The sequence below is a fragment of the Flavobacterium sp. RSP15 genome (genome assembly GCF_003968755.1).
Taxonomy (GTDB): domain Bacteria; phylum Bacteroidota; class Bacteroidia; order Flavobacteriales; family Flavobacteriaceae; genus Flavobacterium.
This window is the reverse complement of record NZ_RYDL01000015.1, coordinates 1-25,117: the sequence shown is the minus strand read 5'-3', so window position 1 is coordinate 25,117 and position 25,117 is coordinate 1. Positions and strand designations below refer to the sequence as shown.

The window sequence follows — 25,117 nt, the reverse complement described above, 5'->3', positions numbered from 1 at the left end:
AACATATTGTTAATTCATGATAGCACACTTACAAGGGAAACTAGTTGAGAAATCACCCACTCACATAATTATTGATTGTGGTGGCGTAGGTTACCACGTAAACATTTCCTTACATACTTATTCGTTACTTCCAAGCACAGATTTTATAAAAGTGTATACGTATCTTCAGATAAAAGAAGATGCGCATACACTTTTTGGTTTTATGGAAAAGTCAGAAAGAGAAATATTCAAAATGTTATTGTCCGTTTCAGGAATAGGAGCGAGCATAGCAAGAACAATGCTTTCCTCACTAGATCCTAAACAAATCATACAAGCAATTGCGACTGCGGATGTAATTACTATTCAGTCTATAAAAGGAATTGGAAGTAAAACAGCACAAAGAGTAATACTGGATCTAAAAGAGAAAGTATTAAAATTATACGACTTAGATGAAGTTTCTATGTCACAGAACAATACAAATCGAGATGAAGCGTTATCAGCTTTGGAAGTTTTAGGTTTTGTACGAAAAAATTCAGAAAAAATTATAGAAAAAATTGTTAAAGAGGATCCGGACGCCACAGTGGAAACAATCATCAAAAAAGCATTAAAAAATCTATAAAACAGGGATTCAAGAAACATGAGTTGTATGCATAAAATTTGTATTTTTTCGCTTGTTTTATTTTGCGGTTTTATGTCAAACGCGCAAGTAACTCAGGCAGTTCAGGATACCGTAAAAACCGGATTTTCTATAGGAAAGGTACAGTTAAAAAATCCTCAAAGTATCCTTTCGGCATATACCTACGATCCTGTAACTGACAGGTATATCTATACAAATTCCGTGGATGGTTTTTCTATTAATTACCCGATTATTTTAACACCAAAAGAGTATGAAAATCTTGTTTTGAAGGAATCCATGCGGGACTATTTCAAGAAAAAAGTAGATGCTATTGATGGAAAAAAAGAAGGAAGTGAAATTGCTAAAAGAGATTTATTACCTCGATATTACGTAAAATCAGGGCTTTTTGAATCTGTTTTTGGTAGCAATACCATTGATGTAAAACCTACCGGATCTGTTGAAATGGATTTAGGAATGCGGTATACCAAACAAGACAATCCCTCATTTTCCCCGAGAAACAGGACTACTACTTCATTTGATTTTGATCAAAGAATTAGCATGAGTTTGATGGGAAAGGTAGGGACTCGGCTCAATGTAAATGTAAATTATGATACGCAGTCAACATTTGCTTTTCAAAACCTGATCAAGCTGGAATATGCACCATCAGAGGACGATATTATTCAAAAAATAGAAGTGGGTAATGTCAGCATGCCATTGAATAGTTCCTTGATCCGGGGAGCACAAAGTCTATTTGGTGTAAAAACACAATTACAGTTTGGGAAAACGACAGTCACCGGTGTTTTTTCGGAACAAAAATCGCAGACTAAAAGTTTAATCGCTCAAGGTGGAGGCACAATTGAAGATTTTGAGATGTTTGCCTTAGATTATGATAGTGACAGGCATTTTTTCTTATCCCAATATTTTAGAAACAGGTATGATAAATCCCTGGCAAATTATCCTTTTATTGATAGTAGAGTTCAGATCTCCCGGATCGAAATTTGGGTAACCAATAAGCAAAACCGTGTCACGACCACGAATAATAACCTTAGAAATATTATTGCACTTCAGGATTTAGGGGAAGGACAATTATCGGGTTTGGCAGACAACGAAGTGGTTGTTTTAGATCCATCAACAGGCATTTTTAATAATCCCTTAGATTCTCCTGCTGACAATTCAAATAATGATTATGATCCTGCACAAATTACTACAGGAGGAGGTTTGCTGAATCCCAATATACGTGAAATTGTAACAGCAAACTCCGGTTTTAATGTGACAGTAAGTGAAGCACAGGATTATTCTAAACTAGAAAATGCTCGAAAACTGAATCCAAATGAATATACTTTTAATTCGCAATTAGGATATATTTCATTGCAACAACGACTGGCAAATGATGAGGTTCTGGCAGTGGCGTATCAATATACCATCGGCGATCAGGTCTATCAAGTGGGGGAATTTGGTAATGATGGAGTAGATGCAACGGTGGTTACGGGGAATGGTTCCTCAAATCAAGCGGTTATCTCGCAAAGTTTGATATTGAAAATGCTGAAAAGTAATTTGACTAACGTTAGAAACCCTATTTGGAACCTGATGATGAAAAATATCTATCAGATTCAAGGGGGCTATCAATTGAAACAAGAAGATTTCAGATTTAATATTCTCTATACGGATCCTTCGCCTCTAAACTATATTACGGAAGTATCCGGAAGTCCTTTTCCGGATGCTAACAATAAAAATGAAATTCCCTCAAAAGATTATACTGTTACCAGCACACCATTGTTGAAAGTTTTTAATTTAGACAAATTAAATTTCAATAATGATCCGCAAGCCGGAGGTGATGGTTTTTTTGACTTTATGCCAGGGCTGACTATAGATGCTCAGAACGGAAGAATTATTTTTACCACAAAAGAACCGTTTGGAGAATTATTGTTTTCTAAATTAGCAAACCCCGCTTTAATAGAAAATTATAACAATGTAAGTTCTTATAATGAGAATCAGAAAAAATATGTGTTCCGCAATATGTACCGCAACACCCAATCAGGGGCTTTGCAGGATAGTGAGAAAAATAAGTTCTTATTAAGAGGGAAATACAAATCTACAGGTGGTGATGGAATACCAATTGGCGCTTTTAATGTTCCTAGAGGTTCTGTTGTAGTGACCGCAGCAGGAAGGGTTCTGGTAGAAGGAATTGACTACAGTGTCAATTATCAATTGGGTCGCGTACAGATTTTAGATGCTTCACTTCAGGCCTCTAATACGCCTATTGAGGTGTCATTGGAAAACAACTCTGTTTTTGGCCAGCAAACCAGACGGTTTATGGGTGTAAATGTAGAGCATAAAATTGCTGATAATTTTGTGGTTGGAGCCACTTTTTTGAAAATGAGCGAAAGGCCATTTACTCAAAAATCGAGTTTTGGACAGGAATCGGTCAACAATACTATTTTTGGATTTAATACTAATTTTTCAACCGAGGTGCCATTCTTGACTCGATTGGTAAATAAATTACCCAATCTGGATACGGATGTGCCTTCCAATCTTTCTATACGAGGCGAAGTTGCTTTCTTAAAACCGGATTCGCCTAAAGCAGATCAATTTCAGGGTGAATCTACGATTTATGTAGATGATTTTGAAGGAACTCAATCTACTATTGATATGCGAAGCCCATATTCTTGGAGTCTTGCATCAACCCCAGAAAAAAACACAACTAGTACGTATGATTTTAATGCCAGTGCCAATGATCTAAGTTATGGGTTTAGAAGAGCCAAATTATCATGGTACTCTATTGATCCAATATTTTATACGCAAAAGCCATCCGGTATTTCTAACGAAGACCTTTCATTTAATTCTACCCGAAGAATCTTTAGTCAGGAATTGTATCCCCTGACAGATATCGCCCAAGGGCAATCACAAGTGATAAACACATTAGATTTAAGTTATTATCCTTTAGAACGGGGGCCATATAACAACAGCCTAAATGTTGGTGCAAATTCCAGAGACAATTTTGGTGGAATCATGCGAGCATTAAATTCGACTAATTTCGAACAAGGGAATGTGGAATACATCCAGTTTTGGATTTTAGATCCGTACGTAGGAAATGGTCAGGCAGCACAAACAAATACGGGTAAAATATACTTCAACTTAGGAGAGATATCAGAGGATGTCCTGAAAGATGGAAGAAAACAATATGAAAACGGATTAGGACCGGATCAGATTGTAGTGAATCCACAGCCAATATGGGGCGATGTCCCGGCTTCTCAATCATTGATTTATGCTTTTGACACAAATGTTGATAATAGAAAAAATCAAGACATTGGTTTAGATGGTTTGTCTAATGCTAATGAAGGATCAGTATATACTAATTTTGCTTCTGAGCTGGATCCAGCGGCAGATGACTATACTTTTTACTTGAATGCATCAGGCGGCATTATTGATCGATACAAAATGTACAACGGTACTGATGGCAACTCAACAGTAGATATCAATGATCCTAACAGAGGGTCTACCACTCTTCCTGATGTCGAGGATATCAATAAGGATAATACGATGAATACCATTAATGCGTATTATGAATACAGCATTACTGTCCAGCCCAATATGGCCGTGGGACAAAATTACATTACGGATATTAGAAATACGCAAGTGACCTTGCCCGATGGTTCAAATACAGAGGCCCGATGGCTGCAGTTTAAAATTCCGGTTTCGCAACCTGAAAACACAATAGGAAATATTTCCGACTTTAGATCCATACGGTTCATGAGAATGTTTATGACCGGTTTTGAAGATCAAGTAACGGTTCGTTTTGGAGCCTTAGATTTAGTTCGAGGAGAATGGAGACGCTATACCAATACCCTTGATTTTAATGATACTAACATAGACGATGACAATACTAATTTAGATGTTTTAGCCGTAAATGTTCAGGAAAACAACCAAAGATGTCCTGTTAATTACATTACTCCACCGGGCGTAACGCGTGAACAGCTGTTTAATAACAACACGGTAATTAATCAAAACGAACAATCATTAGCCTTGCGGGTATCCGGAAACGGACTGGAACCATTAGACTCCAGAGCCGTTTTTAAAAATGTTAGTATTGATATGCGCCAATTCAAGAAATTAAAAATGTTTTTGCATGCAGAATCGTTACCTAACGAAATTGCACTTCAAGAAAATCAAATGGTAGGTTTCATTCGTTTTGGAAATGATTTTACCCAGAATTTTTACCAAATTGAAATTCCTTTAAAAGTCACCACGCCATCATCAGCATCTAATTCTGATTGCTCGCCTTTGAGTGCCGAAACAGTTTGGCCCGCAGAGAATGAAATTGATTTGTCACTTGCTTTATTAACGCAATTGAAGATTCTGGCTATGAGTATCGATCCTGCCACACTACCAGTAGATGGGATTTATTATCAAAATGAAGATGAATTGGATTCCTCCCTGGGCAATAAAATAAATAAATTAAGAATAGGAGTTAAGGGGAATCCTAATTTTGGGTTAGTACGAACCTTGATGGTTGGGGTCAAAAATAATGATGCCCGCAACGATATTAAAGGAGAAGTTTGGTTTAACGAACTTCGCCTGGCAGATATGGATAATAAAGGCGGAATGGCCGCAGTGTTGAATATTGATTCAAATTTAGCTGATTTCGCTACTGTTTCAGCTTCCGGTAGAAAAAGCACTATTGGTTTTGGAGCATTGGAACAAGGCCCAAATGAAAGAAGCAGAGAAGATACGCAACAGTATACTATTGTTGCAAATGTGAATTTAGGAAAATTACTGCCTCCAAAATGGCAGATTAACCTGCCTTTTAATTACGCTATAGGCGAAGAAACAATAACGCCGGAATACGATCCTTTTAATCAAGATATAAAACTAAAACAGTTACTGGATAAAACCACGGATCAAAATCAAAGAGATAATATTGCCAGTAGAGCTATTGATTATACAAAACGCAAAAGCATAAACTTTATCGGGGTTAGAAAAGAACGCGGTCCGGAACAAAAACAGCATGTTTACGACCCGGAAAACTTTACTTTTTCGCAATCTTTTAATGAAGTAGAAAGACATGATTTTGAAATCGAAGATTATATCGATCAACAGGTAAACTCTTCTGTAGATTATGCATACACATTTCAGCCAAAATCAGTGGAGCCGTTCAAGAAAACTAAGTTCATGAAAAAAAGTAATTATTGGAAGTTACTGAGTGATTTTAATTTTAATTATTTGCCTTCAAATATTTCGTTTAACAGCAATATTATTAGACAATACAACCGTCAGCAATTCAGACAGGTTGAGGTGGAAGGCATAGGACTTGATCCGTTGTATCGCAGAAATTTTGCTTTTAATTACCAATATGGATTTAATTATAATTTGACAAAATCACTGAAATTAAACTATACCGCTTCATCCAGCAATATTGTAAAAAGCTATTTGAACGAGAATAACGAACCTATTGATACGTTTACAATTTGGGATAGTTATTGGGACATGGGAGATCCAAATCAACACATGCAACAACTGGTTTTGAATTATGAAATTCCAATTAATAAAATTCCGTTGTTCAGTTTTGTAAAAGCAACGTATTCTTATACCGGTGATTACAGCTGGCAGCGTACTAGTAATGCTTTGTCAGAAATACAAATTGAAGGCACTAATTATAATCTGGGAAATACCGTTCAAAATGCAAATTCCAATAATTTGAATGCAACATTCAATATGGATTTGTTGTATAAATATTTAGGACTTGCCAAAAACAGTACTAAGACCGTACCTAAACCTAGAATGACTGCTCCAAAACCGGGAGAAAAAATAGTAAATAGGAATGCAAACCAAGCTCCAAAAAACAATCCATTTGTAGATGGTTTGATTGGGATGTTGACCAGTGTCAAAAATATTCAGATGACCTATACACACAATAGCGGTACCGTTTTACCGGGATACACACCAAGCGTGGGGTTTCTGGGTTCTTCAAGACCATCGTTGGGATTTATTTTTGGAAGTCAGGATGATGTTCGCTTTGAAGCAGCAAAAAATGGATGGCTGACCAATTATCCGGATTTCAACCAAAATTTTTCCCGAGTGACAAATAAATTATTTAAAGCTACAGCAAATGTAGATTTACTGCCGGATTTAAAAATTGATTTGACTTTAGACCGGGCCTACTCTGAAAATTTTTCGGAACAATATGACGTCACCGATGGCGTTTATAACGCAAGATCTCCATACACGGCGGGTATTTTCTCGATATCGACCGTTCTGATAAAAACTTCCTTTTCGGGTAGTGATGAAAATATATCAGCTGCATTTGATGACTTTAGATCAAACAGGCTTACTGTGGCAAATAGACTGGCAACACAGCGCGGCATCGACATTAATAATCCGAGTAACCTGGATCCGGAAGGATTCCCTTTGGGTTATGGAAAAAATAATCAGGCCGTATTGTTACCAGCGTTTTTAGCTGCTTATTCCGGGGGAGATGCTTCTGCTGTTTCGCTGGGAATTTTTAGAAGCTTTCCAATCCCAAACTGGGCTGTGAAATATAACGGACTGATGCGTTATGAAGTTTTTAAAAAGAATTTCAAACGATTCTCCCTGCAGCATAATTACAGGGCTTCATATACGATAAATGCATTCAGATCAAATTTTGAATACGATAAAACACCCGACGGAACTGATGCAAGTGGTAATTTTTTTAATCAAACCATCATGTCTAATATTAATTTAGTAGAGCAATTTAATCCGTTGTTGCGAATGGATTTTGAACTGAAAAGTTCCTTGAAAGTATTGGCCGAAATCAAAAAAGACAGAGCGTTATCCATGAGTTTTGATAATAATTTATTGACCGAAGTCAAAGGAATTGAATATGTGGTGGGGCTAGGCTACCGTTTCAAAGATGTTATTTTTTCTTCCAGACTCGCAGATAATGCCACAGGAATAATAAAAAGCGATATTAATTTGAAAGCAGATTTGTCCTATCGCAACAATCAAACCATTGTAAGGTACTTGGATTATAACAACAATCAGCTGGCAGGCGGTCAAAATTTGTGGTCACTTACCGTAAAAGCTGATTATTCCTTTAGTAAAAACCTTACGGCTATTTTCTATTACGATCATTCTTTTTCTAAAGCAGTAATCTCGACTTCTTTTCCACTGACAAATGTTCGTTCCGGGTTTACACTTCGGTATAATTTTGGGAATTAATTTTCTTTAAATCTAAACCAGATTTGAATTGAGATTGCTACATTTGTCACATAAAATTCAAATTATCATTTAATAATTATCAATTACAATAATATGAACATACCAGCAAATTTAAAGTACACAAAAGATCACGAATGGGTAAGCCTTGAAGGGGATATTGCAACAGTAGGAATCACTGATTTTGCGCAAAAAGAATTAGGTGATATCGTGTATGTTGAGGTGGAAACTTTAGATCAGACTTTAGAGAAAGATGAGGTTTTTGGGACTGTGGAAGCGGTTAAAACGGTTTCTGATTTGTTTCTTCCTCTCTCAGGAGAAATTATCGCTTTTAACGACGCACTAGAGAACACTCCGGAAAGTGTCAACTCAGATCCTTATGGCGCCGGATGGATGGTAAAAATTAAAGTAACTAATGTTGCTGAATTTGATTCGCTTCTTTCGAGTGATTCGTATAAAGAAATTATTGGTGCATAAGCAACTATTTTTGTGGGCAGCTATTGTATGGGCTGGAATTATTGCCTTTTTTTGTTTAATACAATTGAACAATGTCCCTCTTGGGAATGTGTCCAATATAGATAAATATGTCCATGCTTTTTTTCATTTTGTACTAACGTCCTTTTGTTATTTGTTTTTAAAAAAACAGATAAGCAGTTCGAATAGTTTAAAACCGTTAGTGTTTTCTTTTTTGTTTTCCTTTTTTTTTGGAATAGTAATCGAGATTTCACAAGAGTTGTTTACCCTTTCCAGACATGCAGACATATATGATGTTTCAGCAAATACATCCGGTGCGGTGCTGGCAGTAGCAATCGCGGTGCTGTTTAAGAAATAAAAACACAAAGATAAAGTCCCACTTCTTGTGGGATTTTATGTTTTAGGCACTCGAAGAGTTGCGGTTTTACGGAACAGGATTTTTACTATTTTTAAGGTAGTGAAAGTATCAGTTGTAGTATCAAAAATAATTAAATTGTACGATCTAGCACTAAGCTCATGTGCATATAAAATGTATTTTTGTCAGTCAGAGTTCACTATAATTATGAAATCAAAATAGCTATGGATATCAAGCAATATTTAGACTCAACCTATTTGAAAACTGCGGTACAAGCGGGTCTCAGTCATGAAGAAAATACGCTTGTGGCTCAGGGATTTATTCAGGAAGCCATTGAGGAACGCTTTAAACTCATTATGGTACGACCCGAGATGGTTCCTTTAGCTAGAAAAATGATTCTTTCGGCACATTCAAATTTGGAAATAGGAACGGTAATTGATTTTCCGCAGGGCAGATCTTCAATTGAACAGAAGTTGATTGAGGCCGGACAGGCTATAGACAATGGGGCTGATGATCTGGATTTTGTTTGTAATTATGAAGCCTTCAAAAATGGTGAAATTGACTTGGTCAAAGATGAAATTCTAAAGTGTACGCAATTGGGATTGGCCAATAAGAAAGTTGTAAAGTGGATTATTGAAGTTGCAGCGCTCAATGATAAAGAAATCATCCAATTATCAAGTTTGATTAAAAATGTTATTGTCTCTAATTTTCAGCAAGAGTTGTTCGCTACGATTTTTGTGAAGTCTTCAACCGGATTTTATAAAACGGAAAATAATCTGCCCAATGGCGCTACGATTCCTGCTATAAAAATGATGCTCGAAAATGCGTCGCCTTTACCGGTAAAAGCTGCCGGAGGAGTGCGGACGTATGAGGAAGCTGTTGAAATGATCCGATTAGGCGTAAGACGAATAGGAACTTCGGGAGCTAAAATGATTGCTAACGGTCAAAATTCACATAATGAATATTAGATTTATAAAGGAAATTGAGGTAAAAAAAACAGTGTTTGTAATGCTTTTGTTCCTGTCTTCTTTCTATACAAACGCTCAGCAGATTAATAGTTTACTGCAAGAGTCAGGAAATTCAGCCGAACGATTTCCTGTTTTTCCAGATTGTGTAAACTTGCAATCCGAAGCATTAGAAAGCTGTTTCTATAATCAGGTTCAGGATTTTGTTTTTCAAAACTTTGAAATTCCAGAGCACCTAGTCCAAAGCGATTTTCAAGGAGCGGTAAAAGTGCTCTTTGAAGTAGACAACACGGGGGTTTTTAAAGTGATTTATGTTGATGCCATACATCAGGAATTAATAAAAGAAACTAGAAGAGTATTTGCAGAATTGCCTAAAATTCAACCTTCAACCTACAACGGTATCCCCACCTATAATAAGTTTACAATGACGATTGCAATTCCTTTAAAAAGCAGGGAAGAAGTTGTTGCTGAAACTTTGGCGAAAGCCGAATTCCTGCCTAGTAGCAATAAAAAGGTAACAGAACTGGATAGCATCGTGTATAAAAAATTTAATAACCCTGAATTTGATAGCCATTTGAATGTGCCCTTTTCACACAGTTATTATGCGCAATTTGATGCTTCGTTAAATCAAGTGGGGAGCAATAATCATACGGCATCAAAACCATATACGTATACGGAGGTGTCAAAATACTATGACTTAAGAGGAGCCAATGAAAAGCTGAAAAAGAATGTTTCCGGCTGGTGGGCCAGAAAATTATGGAATGAGAGTACAGTTGCAATTCAAGGGGAAGACTATTGGTTTACAGTTAACCCTATTTTTGACCTGCAGCTTGGGAAGGCCACCCAAACGGAGGCTTCTTATACTTATGTAAATACACGAGGGATAAATTTTCGTGGTGGTATAGGAAAACAACTCAATTTTACCACAACCATTTTTGAAAGTCAGGGTCGTTTTGCGGATTATTACAATCGGTATGCTGAGTCAATCAAACCGGATGGAGGCAATCCTGCGATTATTCCGGGAATCGGAATTGCAAAAGATTTCAAAACGGATTCGTATGATTTTCCTTTGGCCGAAGCCAATTTGACTTTTGCGCCCAGCAAACATATTGATATGCAATTGGGTTACGGAAGAAATTTTATTGGGGATGGTTATCGCTCTTTGTTAGAAAGTGATGGCGCCAGTCCTTATCCTTATTTTAAATTGAATACTAATTTTTGGAAAATAAAATATACCAATACTTATATGTGGCTTAAAGATGTTCGCCCGGACGCTACGCTGGAAAGAACCTACGCTACGAAGTTTATGGCCAACCATTATTTGAGTTGGAATGTTTCGAACAGGCTCAATCTAGGTTTCTTCGAATCTGTGATTTGGACAAATACCAATGAGCGAGGATTTGACATGAGTTTTGTAAATCCCATAATTTTTTATCGTGCGGTCGAATTTGCTTCATCAGCAAGAACCGGAAATGCGCTTTTAGGATTGACTTATAAATACAAATGGAGCAACAAAATTAACCTGTACGGACAATTTGTTCTCGATGAATTTTCGCTTGGGGATGTAAAAAAGCGTGATAACAGTTGGAAAAATAAATACGGATACCAACTTGGAATTAAATATTTTGATGCTTTCAAAGTGGATAATTTACTAATGCAGCTAGAGTACAATCATGTTCGTCCGTATGTATATTCTCATAGTGCTCCAATCACAAATTATGGACATAATAATCAAAGTATAGGACATCAGTGGGGCGGAAATTTTAAGGAATTTATTGCAATTGCCCGATACCATAAAGGAAGGTATTTTGCTGACGCAAAAATAACTATGGGGACTCGAGGCCTGGATTTTGACAGCGCAGATGATGGTTTTAATTATGGAGGAAATATTTACAAGGATTATGATGAAAATAGGCCGTTTGACAGTGGTGTAAAAGTGGGTCAAGGAAACAAAACAGCTGTTTTTATTGCGGACTTTCAGGGCGGCTATTTAGTTAATCCGGCAACCAACTTAAAGTTTTTTGGAAGCTATATTTACAGGACTTTTGATCCTTCAAAAAATACGGCAACTGCATTTAATGAAAGTAGTACTTGGTTTACTCTAGGGCTGAGGGCAGACATTTTTAACTGGTATTTTGACTATTAGTTTTCATTTTCATTTTAAAAAGTTTTTTATGAATTGTTTTTTGTCAAATCCCTTTTGATACCTTACTTTTGCAAAAGTTTTTACAAAGCAAATCATCTTTAGCATTGAGCGCAACACAAAGTACCATTTCATTAAAATCTATTTATGTCGATTTCCGCGAAATCACTAAGGCACGTTTAGCCGTTAGTGTCGTATTTTCGTCTATTGCAGGATTTATGCTTGGGATTTATGATCTACACTCTTTAGATTGGATGGTATTGTTTAAATTAGCTGTAGGCGGTTATTGTATGGTGGGTGCTTCGAATGCCTTTAATCAGGTAATCGAAAAAGATCTAGATGCTTTGATGGACAGGACCAAAAATCGTCCGGTTCCAACGGGAAGAATGTCTCAACGCACTGCATTGCTAGTAGCAAGTTTGCTTGTCGTTATAGGAATTGCGTTGCTTTATACGATCAACCCGAAAACAGCCATGTTTGGGGCTGTTTCCATATTTTTATATACAAGTGTTTATACACCATTAAAAACAATGACTTCGCTGTCCGTTTTTGTGGGGGCATTTCCTGGAGCAATTCCTTTTATGTTGGGCTGGGTTGCGGCAACGGGAGAATTTGGAATAGAGGCAGGAACCTTGTTTTTGATTCAGTTTTTTTGGCAATTTCCGCATTTTTGGGCTATTGGTTGGTTTCTTTATGAAGATTATGAAAAAGCAGGCTTCTTTATGTTGCCAACAGGCAAGAAAGACAAAGGAACCGCTTTGCAGGTTATTCTCTATACAGTTTGGCTTATTTTGGCTTCCTTATTGCCGGTTTTAGGGTATACAGGCCGGTTTTTTATCACGCCAATTGCAGCGATTTTTGTATTTTTACTGGGTATTTGGATGCTTTTTTATGCCGTTCGATTGTATAAATTACGAACCGCAAATGCGGCTAAAACTTTGATGTTAGTTAGTGTGGCGTATATTACTTTGTTACAATTAGTTTATATATTTGATAAATTTTTAAGATAAATTATGGAAATGATAATGACAGCAGCCGAGCAAAAATCAAGAACGGCAAGATCCTACAAATTGATTTTGTTGTTTGCTATGGTGAGTATGACTATGATGTTTGCAGGACTAACCAGTGCTTTTGTGGTGAGTAAATCAAGAGCCGACTGGTTGAAGGATTTTCAATTGCCAATTGCTTTTTACTACAGCACTGCAGTAATTATAGGATGTAGTGTGACTTTTTATCTAGCCAAGAAAGCGATTCAAAAAGACAATCAAACACAAACTACACTGTTTCTTTTAGCTACTTTAGCATTAGGAATATTGTTTGTTTTTTTGCAGTTTGCAGGTTTTGGAGAAATAGTCGAAAACGGGTATTATTTCACGGGAAGTGGAAGCTCAATAACGACTACTTTTTTATATGTTGTAACGGTTGTGCACCTGATTCACCTTGCTGGTGGTGTGATTTCACTACTGATTATAATTTATAATCATTTTAAACAAAAATACAATTCATCTCAAACCCTTGGTATAGAACTAGGTGCAATGTACTGGCACTTTTTGGATCTATTGTGGGTTTATTTGTTTTTGTTTTTATATTTCTTTAAATAAGAAAAAAACGTAAATTTGGGAACTTTTTAACGAATAACTTTTATGGAAGCGACAGTTACTACTGCAAATAGTGAAGAGAAAACTTGGGGAGGCGGCAATGAGCCAATGAGAGCAAGTTATGGCAAATTGATGATGTGGTTTTTTATCCTATCAGATGCTTTAACGTTCTCTGGATTTTTAGCCGCGTACGGTTTTTCTAGATTTAAATTTATTGAGACATGGCCTTTGGCCGATGAAGTGTTTACGCACTTTCCGTTTATGCATGGTGTTCCTGCTCCAATGTATTATGTAGCATTAATGACTTTTATTTTGATATTTTCCTCTGTGACAATGGTTTTGGCCGTTGATGCAGGGCATCAAATGAAAAAAAACAAAGTGATCCTTTACATGTTTTTGACCATTATAGGAGGGTTGATTTTCGTAGGGTCTCAGGCTTGGGAATGGAAAAATTTTATCAAAGGCGAATACGGCGCTATTGAAACAAAAGGAGGTAGTTTGCTTCAGTTTGTTGATAAAGATGGAAACCGAGTAGCTTTAGCTGACTTTGCTGCTGATCTGCATGAAGAAAGAGAGCAATTAACGCCGAATAAAGCCAAATGGTTTATGAGTGGACCAACATTGCCTTCCTATTCTGTAGCCGAGGTACAAGCCGGTTTCAAAGCTCACCCTGAACTTTTGATTCGAACAGAAGTGTTGACAGCTACCAAACAGAAAACAATTCTTTCTAGAGAAGAATCCTTATCTCGATTGGGACAGGCACATTATGTTGTGGAGGGCGCAAATCTGGTCAGAAATGAATATGGAAGTAAATTATTTGCTAATTTCTTTTTCTTTATCACAGGGTTTCACGGTTTTCACGTTCTTTCAGGAATAATAATTAATATTATTATCTTTTTTAATGTATTAATTGGAACCTATGAAAAAAGAGGAAGCTATGAAATGGTAGAAAAAGTGGGGCTCTATTGGCACTTTGTCGATTTAGTTTGGGTGTTTGTATTCACCGTTTTCTATCTTGTTTAATTTTCAAAAAAAGTAATTATCATGTCACACGTACACGTATCTAACATCGGCAGAATCTGGAAAGTTTTCGGAATATTATCTGCTGTTACCATAATAGAAGTTATTCTTGGGATTTTGAAACCTGAAGTTCTTCACATGAATAATTTTATGGGTATGAATTTGCTTAATTGGATATTTTATGGCCTTACAATTTATAAGGCGTACTATATAGTTTGGGCCTTCATGCACATGGAGGGAGAAAAAAGTAGTTTAAGAAGTGCAGTTGTTTTGCCTTTAATTTTCTTGATCATTTATTTGCTTTTCATTCTTTTAACGGAAGGAGATTACATTCATGAGGTTTTTAAAAATTCCACCATTAAATGGAATTTTTAACACGATATTAATTCAAAAAAGGGTGCGCATTGCGTGCCTTTTTTTATTTTTGTACTTTAATAAATAGCATTGTCACAATGAAAAAAAATAGTGTTCTTTTTGTTCTTTTTATTTTACCCATCGTTGCGTACCTCTTTTTTGCTTCTGGTGTAAACAGTTTTACAAAACTTCCTATCGTAACCCCGAAAACAGCTGATTTTGGAGATTGGTCTACTTTAGACGGAGGAAAAATCAGTTTAAATGATAAGGTTACCGTTCTGGGGTTTTCAGGGACAGATCTTTTAATAAACCGAGGGAATCTTTTTAACCTAAATCAGAAAATTTATCAAACGTATCATAAGTTTAAAGATGTCCAGTTTGTGGTAATTTGTCCTACAGGGACTGAGACAGATGCGAAGAAAGTAGTTGATGCCTTGTCCGCTTTTACAGATATGGCGCAATGGCGTTTTGTGTTTGCTTCAGCTGAAGAAATTCAAGCGTATCACAAGCAATTAAAACTGATCGAGAATCTTGACCAAAAGTTAGGGACGCCCAAAGTGTATATCATCGATAAAGAACGCAATCTTCGAGGGAGGAAATTAGTAAAAGATACCAAAGAGGGGTATAATACGTTTCACCCAGCTGAGTTAAGCAATGAAATGCTGGATGATTTTAAAGTCATTTTGTATGAATATCGTGCTGCTCTGAAGAAAAATAAGAATGCCAGCAGAAAAATTTAAATTTATAGTTTATGTTTAAGAATAAATCATATATCGGTATTTCGTTTATTATCTTGATTTTTGGTATCTATTCGATTCCAAAAATTGTAGATAGAATTAAAAATGACAAAGTGGTTCAGGGCGACCGTCTGGACAGTGTGAGACCAGCAGTTATAGAAGGTGAGAAGCTAACTAAAATTGGTCCAGCCCCACAATTCGAATTGACAAATCAAGACAATAAAAAAATAACGAATGAAACCTACAAAGGAAAGGTCTATGTTTTAGAGTTTTTCTTTTCAACGTGTCCTACGATTTGTCCAAAGATGAATGAAAGTATGCTTCTTATTGAAAAAAGTTTTTTCGGCAATCCTAATTTTGGGATCGTTTCTATTACTATAGATCCGGAGCACGATACTGCAGAAGTATTAAAAGAGCATGCAGACTTTTTAGGAGTAAAATCTACGAATTGGAATTTTTTGACCGGTGATAAAGCCTATATTTTTAATCTGGCCAATAAAGGATTTAATCTTTATGCTGGGGAAAATAAGAAAGCAGCAGGTGGATTCGAGCATTCAGGATTGTTTGCCTTGATTGATAAGAATGGAAATATTCGTTGTAGAAAAGATGATTTTGGGAATCCGATTTTATATTACGATGGTTTAGATAAAAAAGGAGTAAGGAACATTCAGCAGGATATTAATATTTTATTAAAAGAGTAAATGGAAAACAGTTCTTTAGAAAAAAAATACAATACGATAATTATAGCGGTATCAATCTTAATACCAGTGGTTGTGGCTATACTTTTTGGGATCAAATTAAAAGATTTGGGATATGATGTAGCGCCTCTTTCTTTTTTGCCACCCATTTATGCTACTACTAATGGGGTTACTGCGATTTTGTTAGTAGCAGCCGTAATAGCAATTAAAAACGGAAAAAGGAAACTTCACGAAAGGTTGATGACAGGAGCTATTGCGTTGTCTATCGCCTTCTTGGTAATGTATGTTGCCTATCACATGACGTCCGTTTCTGCTATTTTTGGAGATTCTAACCATAATCTTATATTAGAGGATTCTGAAAGAGTAGCTATAGGATCATTACGAATCGTTTATTTATTGATTTTAATCACGCATATTATTTTATCGATTGCGATTATTCCAATGGTTTTGATTGCATACGTTAGAGCATTAGCACAAAATTTTGAAAGTCATAAAAAGATCTCCAAAATCACTTTTCCAATCTGGTTGTATGTCGCCGTTACCGGAGTAATTGTTTATTTAATGATTTCCCCTTATTATGTATATTAAAAGTAAAAGTCAGATTTCAAAAACCAAGAGTATTATCAGAAAGTGGTCTGCATCTATATTTGTACTAATTTGTTTTCTTTTTTCGTCTTCTGTAAAGGCTCAATGTGCAATGTGTCGCGCGGCATTGACGAGTGAAGGAAATACCACTACAGCAGCAGCAGTTAATGATGGAATTGTATATTTAATGGTAATTCCTTATCTTCTGGTCGCGGGGATTGGTTACGCTATTTATCGAATGAAAAAAAACAAATCCAGTTAAACTGCACTTTTTATTTTTTTAAAATGGAAAAATTATTTCAGGCCGTTTATAGCGACATTGATGGTTCCTTTTATTTTTATAAAGGCTAAGATGGCTTGATTTGTCAATTGGATTCTTTGAAATTGAATGTTTTCCATTTTTCCATTGATGAACACGCCTTGCATTGGAGAATAATTTTTTAGATAAGGCAGTATATTTTTTTGACTCTCTTCAAGATTTGGTATCAAGGAATATCGGCAAGATTGTTCCATTTTTCGCAATACAAATCCTTGTGCAAGCCAACTAGCAGTGCGCATCAATTTATTTTTGGTATCCAAAGCATAGGTCAATTGATCAAAATAGATCTCTTTTGTTTGTTCATTATATTTGGGTAATCCGGACAAATAGAGTGTTCCGTTTACAGATCCTGTTATTTCTAGCGCAATAATCATTTTTCCGGTTTTGTGCCGAATTGCTACATTTTGCACTTTTACTTTCTTTGATCCTGAGCTAAATTCTTGGCCTGCAAAATTCCTGGTCATTATTTTTGAAGCCTCCTGATAGGTCGAAACAGCAATGATATTTGCAGTGATGGCTTCTGGAATTTTAGTAACTGGTTTTAAAATAATTTTTGAACCATCAAATTTAGAATTAGGTTCTTGTCCTATTATGGTTTCCATGTTGCATTTCATCCCCATTTGCAACACAAAAGTGTCTTTTTTTAGTTGGGCATTTGTAGAATAAATTTCAATAGGAACAATACGAAGCCAACTGTTGTAAGTTGTACTCATTTGAAAAGGGATGCAAATTTTTTCTAAAGCGGTCAACACATTCGGCTTGAAATCCATTGATTTCGCAATAGCTGCATCAATTTTATTTTCGATTTTGGATTTAAATAATTGGATAGCAGGATTGATTAAATAGGTAACTGGAACATTTTTTCCAAAAACACGCATCGTTGGGCTTTCATTCCAGTCCAATGATTGCAGTTGGGTTTTGGTATTCAATTTCCAATTGGTTAAGCTGATTTCGCTTACTAAAGTGATCACGCCATTCAGGTTGAATTCCCGCGTATCATACAATTCAATTCCCATTTTTTTAGTGCCAATTCGGTATTTCACAACCGCTTTTAAGGGTAAAATAGTTTTTATTTTTTCTCCTGAGTTCTCCGGGTCATTCACGATACTTATTGGTGCCAATTTCCAAACTTTCATTTCAATGCCATCATCGTCAATGTTGTTGTCTTCGTAAATCAAGCCGTTCATTAGAGTGTTGGTTTGGTTTTGAATTTCTTTCAGTTTGATACTGATGGGCAAGTTGATAAAGGACGGAGTATTTTCATAGACTAATGGTGTTGCGTCGTCAGGCTCAGGTTTCAAAGCTTCAATTTGATTTGTTGACGAACAGCTAAAAAATAAAATTATAGAACAGAGTGTAAGCAGGGTTGATAGCGTTTTTGGCATTTAATTCGGGTTTAAAGCAGTAAAATTAATAAAACTATTCTTTTTTAAGATTAAAGTGTAACATTTTATCTGCAACGAAGTCTTATGGTTAAAATCCTTGAAGTTTTTTTTTATTTCCGTATAATTTACTGTTGAAACTAATCAAATAGTGTTTTAAAATCGCCAGATTATGATTGAAATTAAAGACCTGTACAAATCGTATAAAATATGAAGTTCTGAACTACATGTTTTAAAAGGGATTAATTTTAATATCAAGGAAGGCGAGCTAGTGGCCATTATGGGTTCCTCTGGTTCAGGGAAATTAACACTATTAAACATACTTGGAATTCTTGATGAGGCAGATTTCGGGAATTACAATTTAGATACTGTTCACGTAAAAGTAGGGAATCAGGTTATTGAAAGTAATAACTTCAATGAAGGGAAAACAATTGAAAGTGTTGCAGATGTAGGCCGAATGATATTTGTGGGAAAAATTGACGAGTTAGAAGTGGACAAAATAAAAAAAATTACCCATCGAAATTACCATTGGCGCTATCGAAAACAAAAAATTTGACGGCGTATTGCAATACATTGCTCCAAAAGGTAAAACTGAAAATGGTGACGTCCAATTTGAAATCAAAACATCATTAGCCAATAGTGAGAACATTTTTATTCGCGCTGGTTTCAGCGCAAATGCATCAATTATACTTGAAAAATTGTATAAGGTATTGACGCTGAAAGAGGCGCTGATTCAACTTGATAAGAAGACACAAAAACCATACGTAGAGATTCAAACGGGGACGCAGAAATTTATATGAAAGGACTTAGTCTTGGGTGTCAGCGATGGTATTTATGTCGAAATCAAAAGTGGAACTAAAGCTTGCGATACGATTAAAGTTTGGAATCAAGGCTTAAAAAACGAAGAAGTGAAACCCTAAATCTGTACTTAAAAAAGAAATTCAGTTTTTAAAAAAATGTTAAATATGTGTAGTACCTTTGTTACACTTTCATCTAAAATATATGAAAAAAAATAGTTATATCAGTTTCGTTTTTATCACGCTGTTCAGTTTATCTATTCAGGCGCAATCCAAAAAATGGACCCTCGAGGAATGCGTGAAATATGCCATTCAAAACAATATTTCCATCAAGCAATCAGAATTAGATAGTAAAACAGCTCTTATTGAGAAAAAAGGAGCAATCGGAAATTTTCTGCCGTCTTTAAATGCAAATGCATCACATTCCTGGAACATTGGTTTGAATCAGGACATTACAACAGGGCTTTTGCAGAACCAAACGACGCAATTTACTTCGGCAGGAGCCAATGTTGGAGTGGATATTTATAAAGGACTGCAAAATCAAAATACACTTCGGAGAGCTAATCTTTCAATTGTGGCGGCTAAATACCAATTGCTCAAAATGCAGGAGGATATTGCCCTGAATGTTGCCAACGCTTTCTTACAGATTCTTTTTAATAAAGAAAATCTAAAAGTACAAAAAGAACAGTTGGAAATTAATGAAAAGCAATATGTACGCTCTGAAGAATTAGTTAAAGCAGGTTCAATTCCTCGTGGGGATTTATTAGATATCAAAGCTACAGTAGCATTGAACAATCAAAATGTTATTGCTGCAGATAATGCTTTATTAATTTCTAAATTAAGTTTAGCGCAGTTGTTGCAATTAAAAGAGTTTGAAGATTTTGATGTAGTAGATGATACTGACATTAGAGATAAAAATAATATAATGGTACAAACTCCAGCTGCTATTTATGACAAAGCATTAGAAAACAGAACTGAACTGAAAATTGCCAGAACAAATCTGGAGATTGCACAGAAAGATCTGGAGATTGCCAAAGGAGCTTTTCAACCTACTTTACAAGGTTTTTACAGCTTTAATAGCCGAGTTTCTTATGCTGATGTCCCTTTCTTTGATAGTATGAGGAATCTAATTGGCACTAAAAATTCAGCTCCGTTTTTCGAACAGTTTAATAGTAATAAAGGACAGTCTTTTGGAGCACAATTGTCTATTCCGATATTCAATGGGTTTTCGGTGAGGAACAATGTAGAACGTTCAAAAGTAAGTTTAGAACGGTCAAAAATTGCAGTGGAACAGCAGGATTTAGATTTGCAGCGTAATGTTTTTACTGCCTTTACAGATGCTAAAGGCGCACTAAATGCTTATGAATCCTCAGTTGTGGCACTTGAGGCGAGACAAGGCGCTTACGATTATGCCAAAGAAAAATATGATGTAGGTTTGATGAATTCATTTGATTTTAATCAATCACAAACCTTACTGACGAATGCACAATCAGAAATTATTAGAACCAAATACGATTATATTTTTAAAATCAAAATACTAGAATTCTATTTTGGAATTCCAATTATCAAATACTAATTTATCATGTCAAAAAAAACAATTTATATTGTATTAGGTGTTTCAGTAGCAGCTATTGTATTGTTAGTAACGCTTTCAAAAGCAGGTGTTATAGGAAATAAAGATGAGGGAACAGAAATTGAAATCGCCCAGGTCAATCCCTCAACTATTATTGAAACCGTATCGGCTACCGGGAAAATTCAACCAGAAATTGAAGTTAAAATTTCATCGGAGGTTTCAGGCGAAATTATTTCTTTGAATGTAAAAGAAGGACAGGCCGTTAAAAAAGGCGATTTATTGGTCAAGATAAATCCGGATTTGTATACTTCAGGATACAATCGTTCCGTTTCTAATTTATCAGGTACACGAGCTGCTTTGAGTCAGGCGGAGGCCTCTTTTAAAGAATCCAAATCAAATTATGAGAGAAACAAAATATTATTTGAGAAAGGCATTATCTCAAAATCAGATTGGGATAAAGCAGTTGCTTCTTATGAAGTTGCTAAAGCATCAAAACAAACGGCTTACTTTAATGTTCAAAGTGCTGCGGCAACCGTAAATGAGGCTAAAGATAATCTAGGGCGTACCACCATTTATGCACCCGCTGACGGGACCATTTCAGTACTGAATGTAGAGCTGGGCGAGCGCGTTTTGGGTACGCAACAAATGACCGGAACGGAGATTTTAAGAGTGGCTAATTTAAATAATATGGAAGTGGAAGTGGATGTCAATGAAAATGATATTGTAAAAATTAAAGTAGGAGATGAAGCAAATGTGGAGGTGGATGCCTATTTAAAAAAACAATTTAAAGGGACGGTAACTAGTATTTCTAATTCAGCCAGTTCCGCTTTGACAGCTGATCAGGTCACCAATTTTAAAGTAAAAGTTAGAATTTTGAAGGAATCTTATCAAGATTTACTTAAAGGGAGACCAGAAACATATTCCCCTTTTAGACCTGGAATGACCGCAACGGTTGATATTATTACCGATACAAAAACAAATATACTGACAGTGCCTATAAGTGCTGTTGTTATAAAGTCAGATACGGCTTCAGTCAAAGAGATTAAAGTGGCAGATCCGGCTGAAGAACAAAAAGAAGCAGCGCCTAAAAGTGATAAAAAATACGAATGTGTGTTCGTAAAAGTAGGGGATAAAGCAAAAATTAGAGTTATTAAAACCGGAATTCAGGATGATACTAATATTGAAGTTTTGACAGGTCTTAAAAAAGGTGATGTGGTCATTACCGGGCCATACTCTACAGTCGCTAAGGAACTGAATTCAGGAGATAAAGTGATGCTGAAAAAAGATAAGGAAATTAAGAAAAAATAAAAGCGAAAAGCATGATAAATAATGCGAATTTTGTAATTCAAAAATAAAACAAATTAAAGGTTTCGAGAGGAACTTTAAACTTTAAACTTTAAACGGCTTGTCTTACTTATTAAATATTGAAACCGCCACTAAAAATTGCTCGGTAGCTCTTGCAAAAGAAGGAAAAACGATTCTCTGCAAAGAAATAGCAGAAGAAGGATATTCCCACGCGGAACGATTGCATGTTTTTATTGAGGAAATTATCAAAGAAGCCGGAATTACGCTTCAGGATTTATCCGCTGTTGCCGTAAGTCAGGGACCGGGTTCTTATACTGGATTGCGAATTGGGGTTTCGGCAGCAAAAGGGCTTTGCTATGCACTGAACATCCCATTGATTGCTATTGATACTTTGCAAGCGTTGGCATCGCAGGTTACAGTTTCCAGCGGATTGATTATTCCCATGATTGATGCGCGAAGAATGGAAGTATATAGTGCTGTTTTTAACCCGAATTTAGTAAAAAAACGAGAAGTTCTTGCCGAAATAATTACGGAGAATTCATTTGAAGATTTGCAGGAATCCGTCTATTTTGTTGGAGATTGTGCCGAGAAATGCAAGCTGGTTTTAACTAAAAAAAACCATATATTTTTAGAGGAGATTAAATATCCTTCTGCCAAAGAAATGAGTGCTTTGAGTTATGAGAAATTCAAAGTAAGTGACACCGTTGATGTTGCGTACTTTGAGCCTTATTATTTGAAAGATTTTTTGATTACGACTTCAAAAAAATAGTTATTGCTTTTGTGGAATCTGGTTTTTAAAATAATAGTGTCGTAACTTCTGCCTTTCTTATTGTAGGAATGCGGTTTTAATAAAGAAATTAAGGGTTTGGCAGTACAGCCAAACCCTTAATTTCTTTATTATTATATTTCATTACTCTCCGTGTTATTCTTTTTTGACGACTCCTTAACATAAGGCTGAATAATAATTCCAGCAGTATCAAACGCTTGTTTGCAGTTTTCCAATGTATCGGCATAAACACCCCAAAAATCTTCATTTGTAGCCCAAGGTCTTACCGCTATTTGGATGGCGCTGTCGGTGAGGTTTTTTACGGATACTTCAGCAGCAGGTGTTTCAAGCACTTTTGGATTGTTCTTTAGAACTGCCGTGATCATTTCGCGTGCTTTTTTAATATCCGTATCATAAGAAATAGCAATTGTCAAATCAGCTCTTCTGATCTTTTGCAACGAATAATTAGTAATATTCCCATTTGATAAAGATCCATTGGGTATAAAAATAGTTTGATTGTTAGCGGTTATTAATTTGGTTACAAATATTTGTATCTCGTTAACAGTTCCGATGACCCCTTGGGCTTCAATTGTATGGCCAACCTTAAAGGGTTTAAAGAGAATAATCAACATGCCGCCTGCAAAATTGGAGAGTGATCCCTGAAGTGATAGGCCTACCGCAAGTCCCATTGCACCGAGAATGGCCACAAAGGAAGATGTTTCAATCCCTAGTTTCGAAATAAAGGATACAAATAAAATTATTCGTAAGACCCAAACTAAAATATCTGCCAGAAATTTTGTCAGTGTAGGGTCTAGATTCCTTTTCACCATTATTCTTCTGATAAACCTATTGATGAGACGGATGATATAAAGTCCAGCAAATAGAATTATAAAGGCAGAAATTAATTTTGGAGAATAATCTATCAATACTTTTAAAAAAGTATCAGCGTAATTAGTAAGTTGGTCTGGATCTAAATTCATTTTTATATAATAAAAAACCTTCTCAAAAGGAGAAGGTTAAGTTTGAAGGACAAAAATACGAATAAATTAATCGGCATCTTCTTCTTCTATTTTATTTATGGTTTCTTTTTTGCTCTGTTTTAGTTCTTCATCGTCATCATGTGCAAGGGAACTTGCTTTTTCTTTTAGGGTGTCAACAACTTCAGAAGCGGTTGTTTTTGCATCACTGGCTAAGTCTTCTGCTTTGTCAGCAGTTTCGCTTGCTTTTTCTTTTAGGGTATCAATAACTTCAGATACGCTTGTTTTTTCCTCAATGGCCATATCTGATGCTTTGTCAGCAGTTGCATCAGTTTTTTCTTTTATACTATCTACTAAATTTCCAAGAGCTTCTCCGGTTTTGGCTGAATACTCGCTTAATACTTCTCTAGTATTGCTGGCAAAGTGTTCTGCTTTTTCTATAATTGGCGCTGCCGTTTCTTTTGCTTTTTCAAAAGTATCTTCAGCAAAAAGTTCTGCTTTTTCAAAATAGGGTGTTGCGCTTTCTTTTGTTTTTTCAAATGTTTCTGCTATAAAACTCTCCGCTTTTTCTAAGTAAGGCGCCGCTGTTTCTTTGGCGTGTTCAAAACTAGTTTCGGCTTTGTCCACTAATTCACTGGTCGTTTCTTTGGCTGAGCCAAATAATTTTTTTAAAAATGATGCTAGTCCCATGGTATTTCTATTTGATTGGTCTTACAATAGTAGTGATTTTTTTCTATGATTACTTTATTAAATCATTAATAATTTGTTGATAATCAGTATTTGGCAGTAGACAGGTTTTATTTTGAATCAAGTATTACAGTTTTTCTTGGTTTGAGAAGCCTGCCTGTAAAAAAGAGAATTTGATAGTTTTGTATTTCTGTCATTGCTGCCTTAGTGCCATTCAGGTTGGTTGTTAATGGCTGGGAAATTAGCGGTGTTTATAATGGTGGGTTTGTCTTTTTCTAGGGTTGGTGCCAATGATATTGAAATCAGTGTTTTCCGGTCTACTGGATTTTTGGGGTGTTGTAATAAATAGGGACTGGTTTTAAAATGGAATTTATTCATGGGAATTTTTTTAGCCCCGGTAGAAGTGGAAATCCTTTTTCTTTTTTCTTTAAAAAGAAAAAGATTGTAACGGATGACGGGAAATTGCTCCTAAAAAAAGCGCTTCTGATGAAACGCTTTGATTTTTTTAGCTACTCTATGTCCCGTCCTGAAATAGCGATACACAAAAAGTATCCTAATGGAAAAACATGAAGAAACACGCTATGTGAAGCGGA

22 protein-coding genes and 1 pseudogene are annotated in these 25,117 nt (G+C 35.8%); 19 read left to right on the top strand and 4 right to left on the bottom strand.

Annotation, left to right across the window (positions count from 1 at the left end; all coding sequences use genetic code 11):
• The first annotated feature begins 16 nt into the window (after positions 1-16).
• From ruvA to EKM00_RS12945, 14 genes are all read left to right on the top strand, one after another.
• Positions 17-598 carry a Holliday junction branch migration protein RuvA gene (gene ruvA / locus EKM00_RS13010; RefSeq protein ID WP_126454179.1) on the top strand — a complete coding sequence of 194 codons (582 nt, stop codon included), beginning with the start codon at positions 17-19 and terminating at the stop codon, positions 596-598.
• A gap of 27 nt (positions 599-625) precedes the next feature.
• On the top strand, positions 626-7,792 hold the full coding sequence (gene sprA / locus EKM00_RS13005) for a T9SS outer membrane translocon Sov/SprA (protein WP_126516472.1): 7,167 nt from the start codon (positions 626-628) through the stop codon (positions 7,790-7,792).
• Between the two features lie 93 nt (positions 7,793-7,885).
• Positions 7,886-8,266, top strand: coding sequence for a glycine cleavage system protein GcvH (gene gcvH / locus EKM00_RS13000; RefSeq protein WP_126454175.1), 381 nt, complete (start codon positions 7,886-7,888; stop codon positions 8,264-8,266).
• Positions 8,205-8,621: a VanZ family protein gene (locus tag EKM00_RS15220; RefSeq protein WP_126454173.1), complete on the top strand. Its 417-nt coding sequence runs from the start codon at positions 8,205-8,207 to the stop codon at positions 8,619-8,621. The genes gcvH and EKM00_RS15220 overlap by 62 nt, the downstream gene beginning before the upstream one ends.
• 221 nt (positions 8,622-8,842) lie before the next feature.
• Complete coding sequence (gene deoC / locus EKM00_RS12990; RefSeq protein WP_126516471.1) at positions 8,843-9,586, top strand: deoxyribose-phosphate aldolase; 744 nt, start codon at positions 8,843-8,845, stop codon at positions 9,584-9,586.
• Entirely contained in the window at positions 9,576-11,729 is a 2,154-nt protein-coding gene (locus EKM00_RS12985) for a gliding motility protein RemB (protein WP_126516470.1), read from the top strand. The genes deoC and EKM00_RS12985 overlap by 11 nt, the downstream gene beginning before the upstream one ends.
• 104 nt (positions 11,730-11,833) lie before the next feature.
• Positions 11,834-12,736 carry a heme o synthase gene (gene cyoE / locus EKM00_RS12980; protein ID WP_126516469.1) on the top strand — a complete coding sequence of 301 codons (903 nt, stop codon included), beginning with the start codon at positions 11,834-11,836 and terminating at the stop codon, positions 12,734-12,736.
• 3 nt (positions 12,737-12,739) lie between these two features.
• The gene (locus tag EKM00_RS12975; RefSeq protein WP_126454170.1) at positions 12,740-13,327 is read left to right on the top strand and encodes a cytochrome c oxidase subunit 3; all 588 of its coding nucleotides are present in this window, start codon (positions 12,740-12,742) and stop codon (positions 13,325-13,327) included.
• Between the two features lie 42 nt (positions 13,328-13,369).
• Entirely contained in the window at positions 13,370-14,347 is a 978-nt protein-coding gene (locus EKM00_RS12970; protein ID WP_126516468.1) for a cytochrome c oxidase subunit 3, read from the top strand.
• Positions 14,348-14,368: 21 nt separating this feature from the next.
• Positions 14,369-14,719, top strand: a complete 351-nt coding sequence (locus tag EKM00_RS12965; protein ID WP_126454166.1) for a cytochrome C oxidase subunit IV family protein — start codon at positions 14,369-14,371, stop codon at positions 14,717-14,719.
• Positions 14,720-14,796: 77 nt separating this feature from the next.
• Entirely contained in the window at positions 14,797-15,438 is a 642-nt protein-coding gene (locus tag EKM00_RS12960; protein ID WP_126516467.1) for a hypothetical protein, read from the top strand.
• Positions 15,439-15,449: 11 nt separating this feature from the next.
• The gene (locus EKM00_RS12955) at positions 15,450-16,136 is read left to right on the top strand and encodes an SCO family protein (protein WP_126516466.1); all 687 of its coding nucleotides are present in this window, start codon (positions 15,450-15,452) and stop codon (positions 16,134-16,136) included.
• Positions 16,137-16,721, top strand: a complete 585-nt coding sequence (locus EKM00_RS12950; protein ID WP_126516465.1) for a DUF420 domain-containing protein — start codon at positions 16,137-16,139, stop codon at positions 16,719-16,721.
• Positions 16,711-16,980 (top strand): hypothetical protein, encoded by a 270-nt coding sequence (locus tag EKM00_RS12945; RefSeq protein ID WP_126454158.1) that lies wholly within the window; start codon positions 16,711-16,713, stop codon positions 16,978-16,980. Before EKM00_RS12950 ends, EKM00_RS12945 begins: the two co-directional genes overlap by 11 nt.
• A 32-nt stretch (positions 16,981-17,012) precedes the next feature.
• On the opposite strand, the gene EKM00_RS12940 is transcribed toward EKM00_RS12945, so the two are convergent.
• Positions 17,013-18,422, bottom strand: a complete 1,410-nt coding sequence (locus tag EKM00_RS12940; protein ID WP_126516464.1) for a DUF4403 family protein — start codon at positions 18,420-18,422, stop codon at positions 17,013-17,015.
• A 238-nt stretch (positions 18,423-18,660) separates the two neighbouring features.
• Between EKM00_RS12940 and EKM00_RS15000 the strand changes: the two are divergent.
• From EKM00_RS15000 to tsaB, 5 genes and pseudogenes are all read left to right on the top strand, one after another.
• A pseudogene (locus tag EKM00_RS15000) lies at positions 18,661-18,840 on the top strand (ATP-binding cassette domain-containing protein); the annotation flags it as partial.
• A 142-nt stretch (positions 18,841-18,982) separates the two neighbouring features.
• A complete protein-coding gene (locus tag EKM00_RS15215; RefSeq protein ID WP_370453940.1) occupies positions 18,983-19,219 on the top strand; it encodes a hypothetical protein in 237 nt (78 codons plus the stop codon).
• A 202-nt stretch (positions 19,220-19,421) separates the two neighbouring features.
• Positions 19,422-20,792 (top strand): TolC family protein, encoded by a 1,371-nt coding sequence (locus EKM00_RS12930; protein WP_126516463.1) that lies wholly within the window; start codon positions 19,422-19,424, stop codon positions 20,790-20,792.
• 6 nt (positions 20,793-20,798) lie between these two features.
• Positions 20,799-22,097 (top strand): efflux RND transporter periplasmic adaptor subunit, encoded by a 1,299-nt coding sequence (locus EKM00_RS12925; protein WP_126516462.1) that lies wholly within the window; start codon positions 20,799-20,801, stop codon positions 22,095-22,097.
• Positions 22,098-22,194: 97 nt separating this feature from the next.
• Positions 22,195-22,863 carry a tRNA (adenosine(37)-N6)-threonylcarbamoyltransferase complex dimerization subunit type 1 TsaB gene (tsaB, locus tag EKM00_RS12920; RefSeq protein ID WP_126516461.1) on the top strand — a complete coding sequence of 223 codons (669 nt, stop codon included), beginning with the start codon at positions 22,195-22,197 and terminating at the stop codon, positions 22,861-22,863.
• A gap of 131 nt (positions 22,864-22,994) precedes the next feature.
• Here the strand turns inward: tsaB and EKM00_RS12915 are convergent, their stop codons facing one another.
• The 3 genes from EKM00_RS12915 to EKM00_RS12905 all read right to left on the bottom strand — a co-directional run bounded on the left by EKM00_RS12915 (position 22,995) and on the right by EKM00_RS12905 (position 24,902).
• Entirely contained in the window at positions 22,995-23,840 is an 846-nt protein-coding gene (locus EKM00_RS12915; RefSeq protein WP_126454149.1) for a mechanosensitive ion channel family protein, read from the bottom strand.
• Positions 23,841-23,906: 66 nt separating this feature from the next.
• Positions 23,907-24,527: a hypothetical protein gene (locus EKM00_RS12910; protein ID WP_199734701.1), complete on the bottom strand. Its 621-nt coding sequence runs from the start codon at positions 24,525-24,527 to the stop codon at positions 23,907-23,909.
• Positions 24,528-24,728: 201 nt separating this feature from the next.
• Entirely contained in the window at positions 24,729-24,902 is a 174-nt protein-coding gene (locus tag EKM00_RS12905; protein WP_126516460.1) for a DUF255 domain-containing protein, read from the bottom strand.
• Positions 24,903-25,117 lie beyond the last annotated feature (215 nt).

Excerpts from the sequence above, each read along its gene's own strand:
- EKM00_RS12970 (WP_126516468.1), top strand. The coding sequence starts at position 13,370 with ATGGAAGCGACAGTTACTACTGCAAATAGTGAAGAGAAAACTTGGGGA.
- EKM00_RS12940 (WP_126516464.1), bottom strand. The coding sequence starts at position 18,422 with ATGCCAAAAACGCTATCAACCCTGCTTACACTCTGTTCTATAATTTTA.
- EKM00_RS12945 (WP_126454158.1), top strand. The coding sequence starts at position 16,711 with ATGTATATTAAAAGTAAAAGTCAGATTTCAAAAACCAAGAGTATTATC.
- EKM00_RS12960 (WP_126516467.1), top strand. The coding sequence starts at position 14,797 with ATGAAAAAAAATAGTGTTCTTTTTGTTCTTTTTATTTTACCCATCGTT.
- EKM00_RS12950 (WP_126516465.1), top strand. The coding sequence starts at position 16,137 with ATGGAAAACAGTTCTTTAGAAAAAAAATACAATACGATAATTATAGCG.
- EKM00_RS12915 (WP_126454149.1), bottom strand. The coding sequence starts at position 23,840 with ATGAATTTAGATCCAGACCAACTTACTAATTACGCTGATACTTTTTTA.
- gcvH (WP_126454175.1), top strand. The coding sequence starts at position 7,886 with ATGAACATACCAGCAAATTTAAAGTACACAAAAGATCACGAATGGGTA.
- EKM00_RS12985 (WP_126516470.1), top strand. The coding sequence starts at position 9,576 with ATGAATATTAGATTTATAAAGGAAATTGAGGTAAAAAAAACAGTGTTT.
- EKM00_RS12925 (WP_126516462.1), top strand. The coding sequence starts at position 20,799 with ATGTCAAAAAAAACAATTTATATTGTATTAGGTGTTTCAGTAGCAGCT.
- EKM00_RS12905 (WP_126516460.1), bottom strand. The coding sequence starts at position 24,902 with ATGAATAAATTCCATTTTAAAACCAGTCCCTATTTATTACAACACCCC.
- ruvA (WP_126454179.1), top strand. The coding sequence starts at position 17 with ATGATAGCACACTTACAAGGGAAACTAGTTGAGAAATCACCCACTCAC.
- EKM00_RS12975 (WP_126454170.1), top strand. The coding sequence starts at position 12,740 with ATGGAAATGATAATGACAGCAGCCGAGCAAAAATCAAGAACGGCAAGA.
- EKM00_RS12965 (WP_126454166.1), top strand. The coding sequence starts at position 14,369 with ATGTCACACGTACACGTATCTAACATCGGCAGAATCTGGAAAGTTTTC.
- deoC (WP_126516471.1), top strand. The coding sequence starts at position 8,843 with ATGGATATCAAGCAATATTTAGACTCAACCTATTTGAAAACTGCGGTA.
- EKM00_RS15220 (WP_126454173.1), top strand. The coding sequence starts at position 8,205 with ATGTTGCTGAATTTGATTCGCTTCTTTCGAGTGATTCGTATAAAGAAA.
- sprA (WP_126516472.1), top strand. The coding sequence starts at position 626 with ATGCATAAAATTTGTATTTTTTCGCTTGTTTTATTTTGCGGTTTTATG.
- EKM00_RS12930 (WP_126516463.1), top strand. The coding sequence starts at position 19,422 with ATGAAAAAAAATAGTTATATCAGTTTCGTTTTTATCACGCTGTTCAGT.
- EKM00_RS12955 (WP_126516466.1), top strand. The coding sequence starts at position 15,450 with ATGTTTAAGAATAAATCATATATCGGTATTTCGTTTATTATCTTGATT.
- EKM00_RS12910 (WP_199734701.1), bottom strand. The coding sequence starts at position 24,527 with ATGGGACTAGCATCATTTTTAAAAAAATTATTTGGCTCAGCCAAAGAA.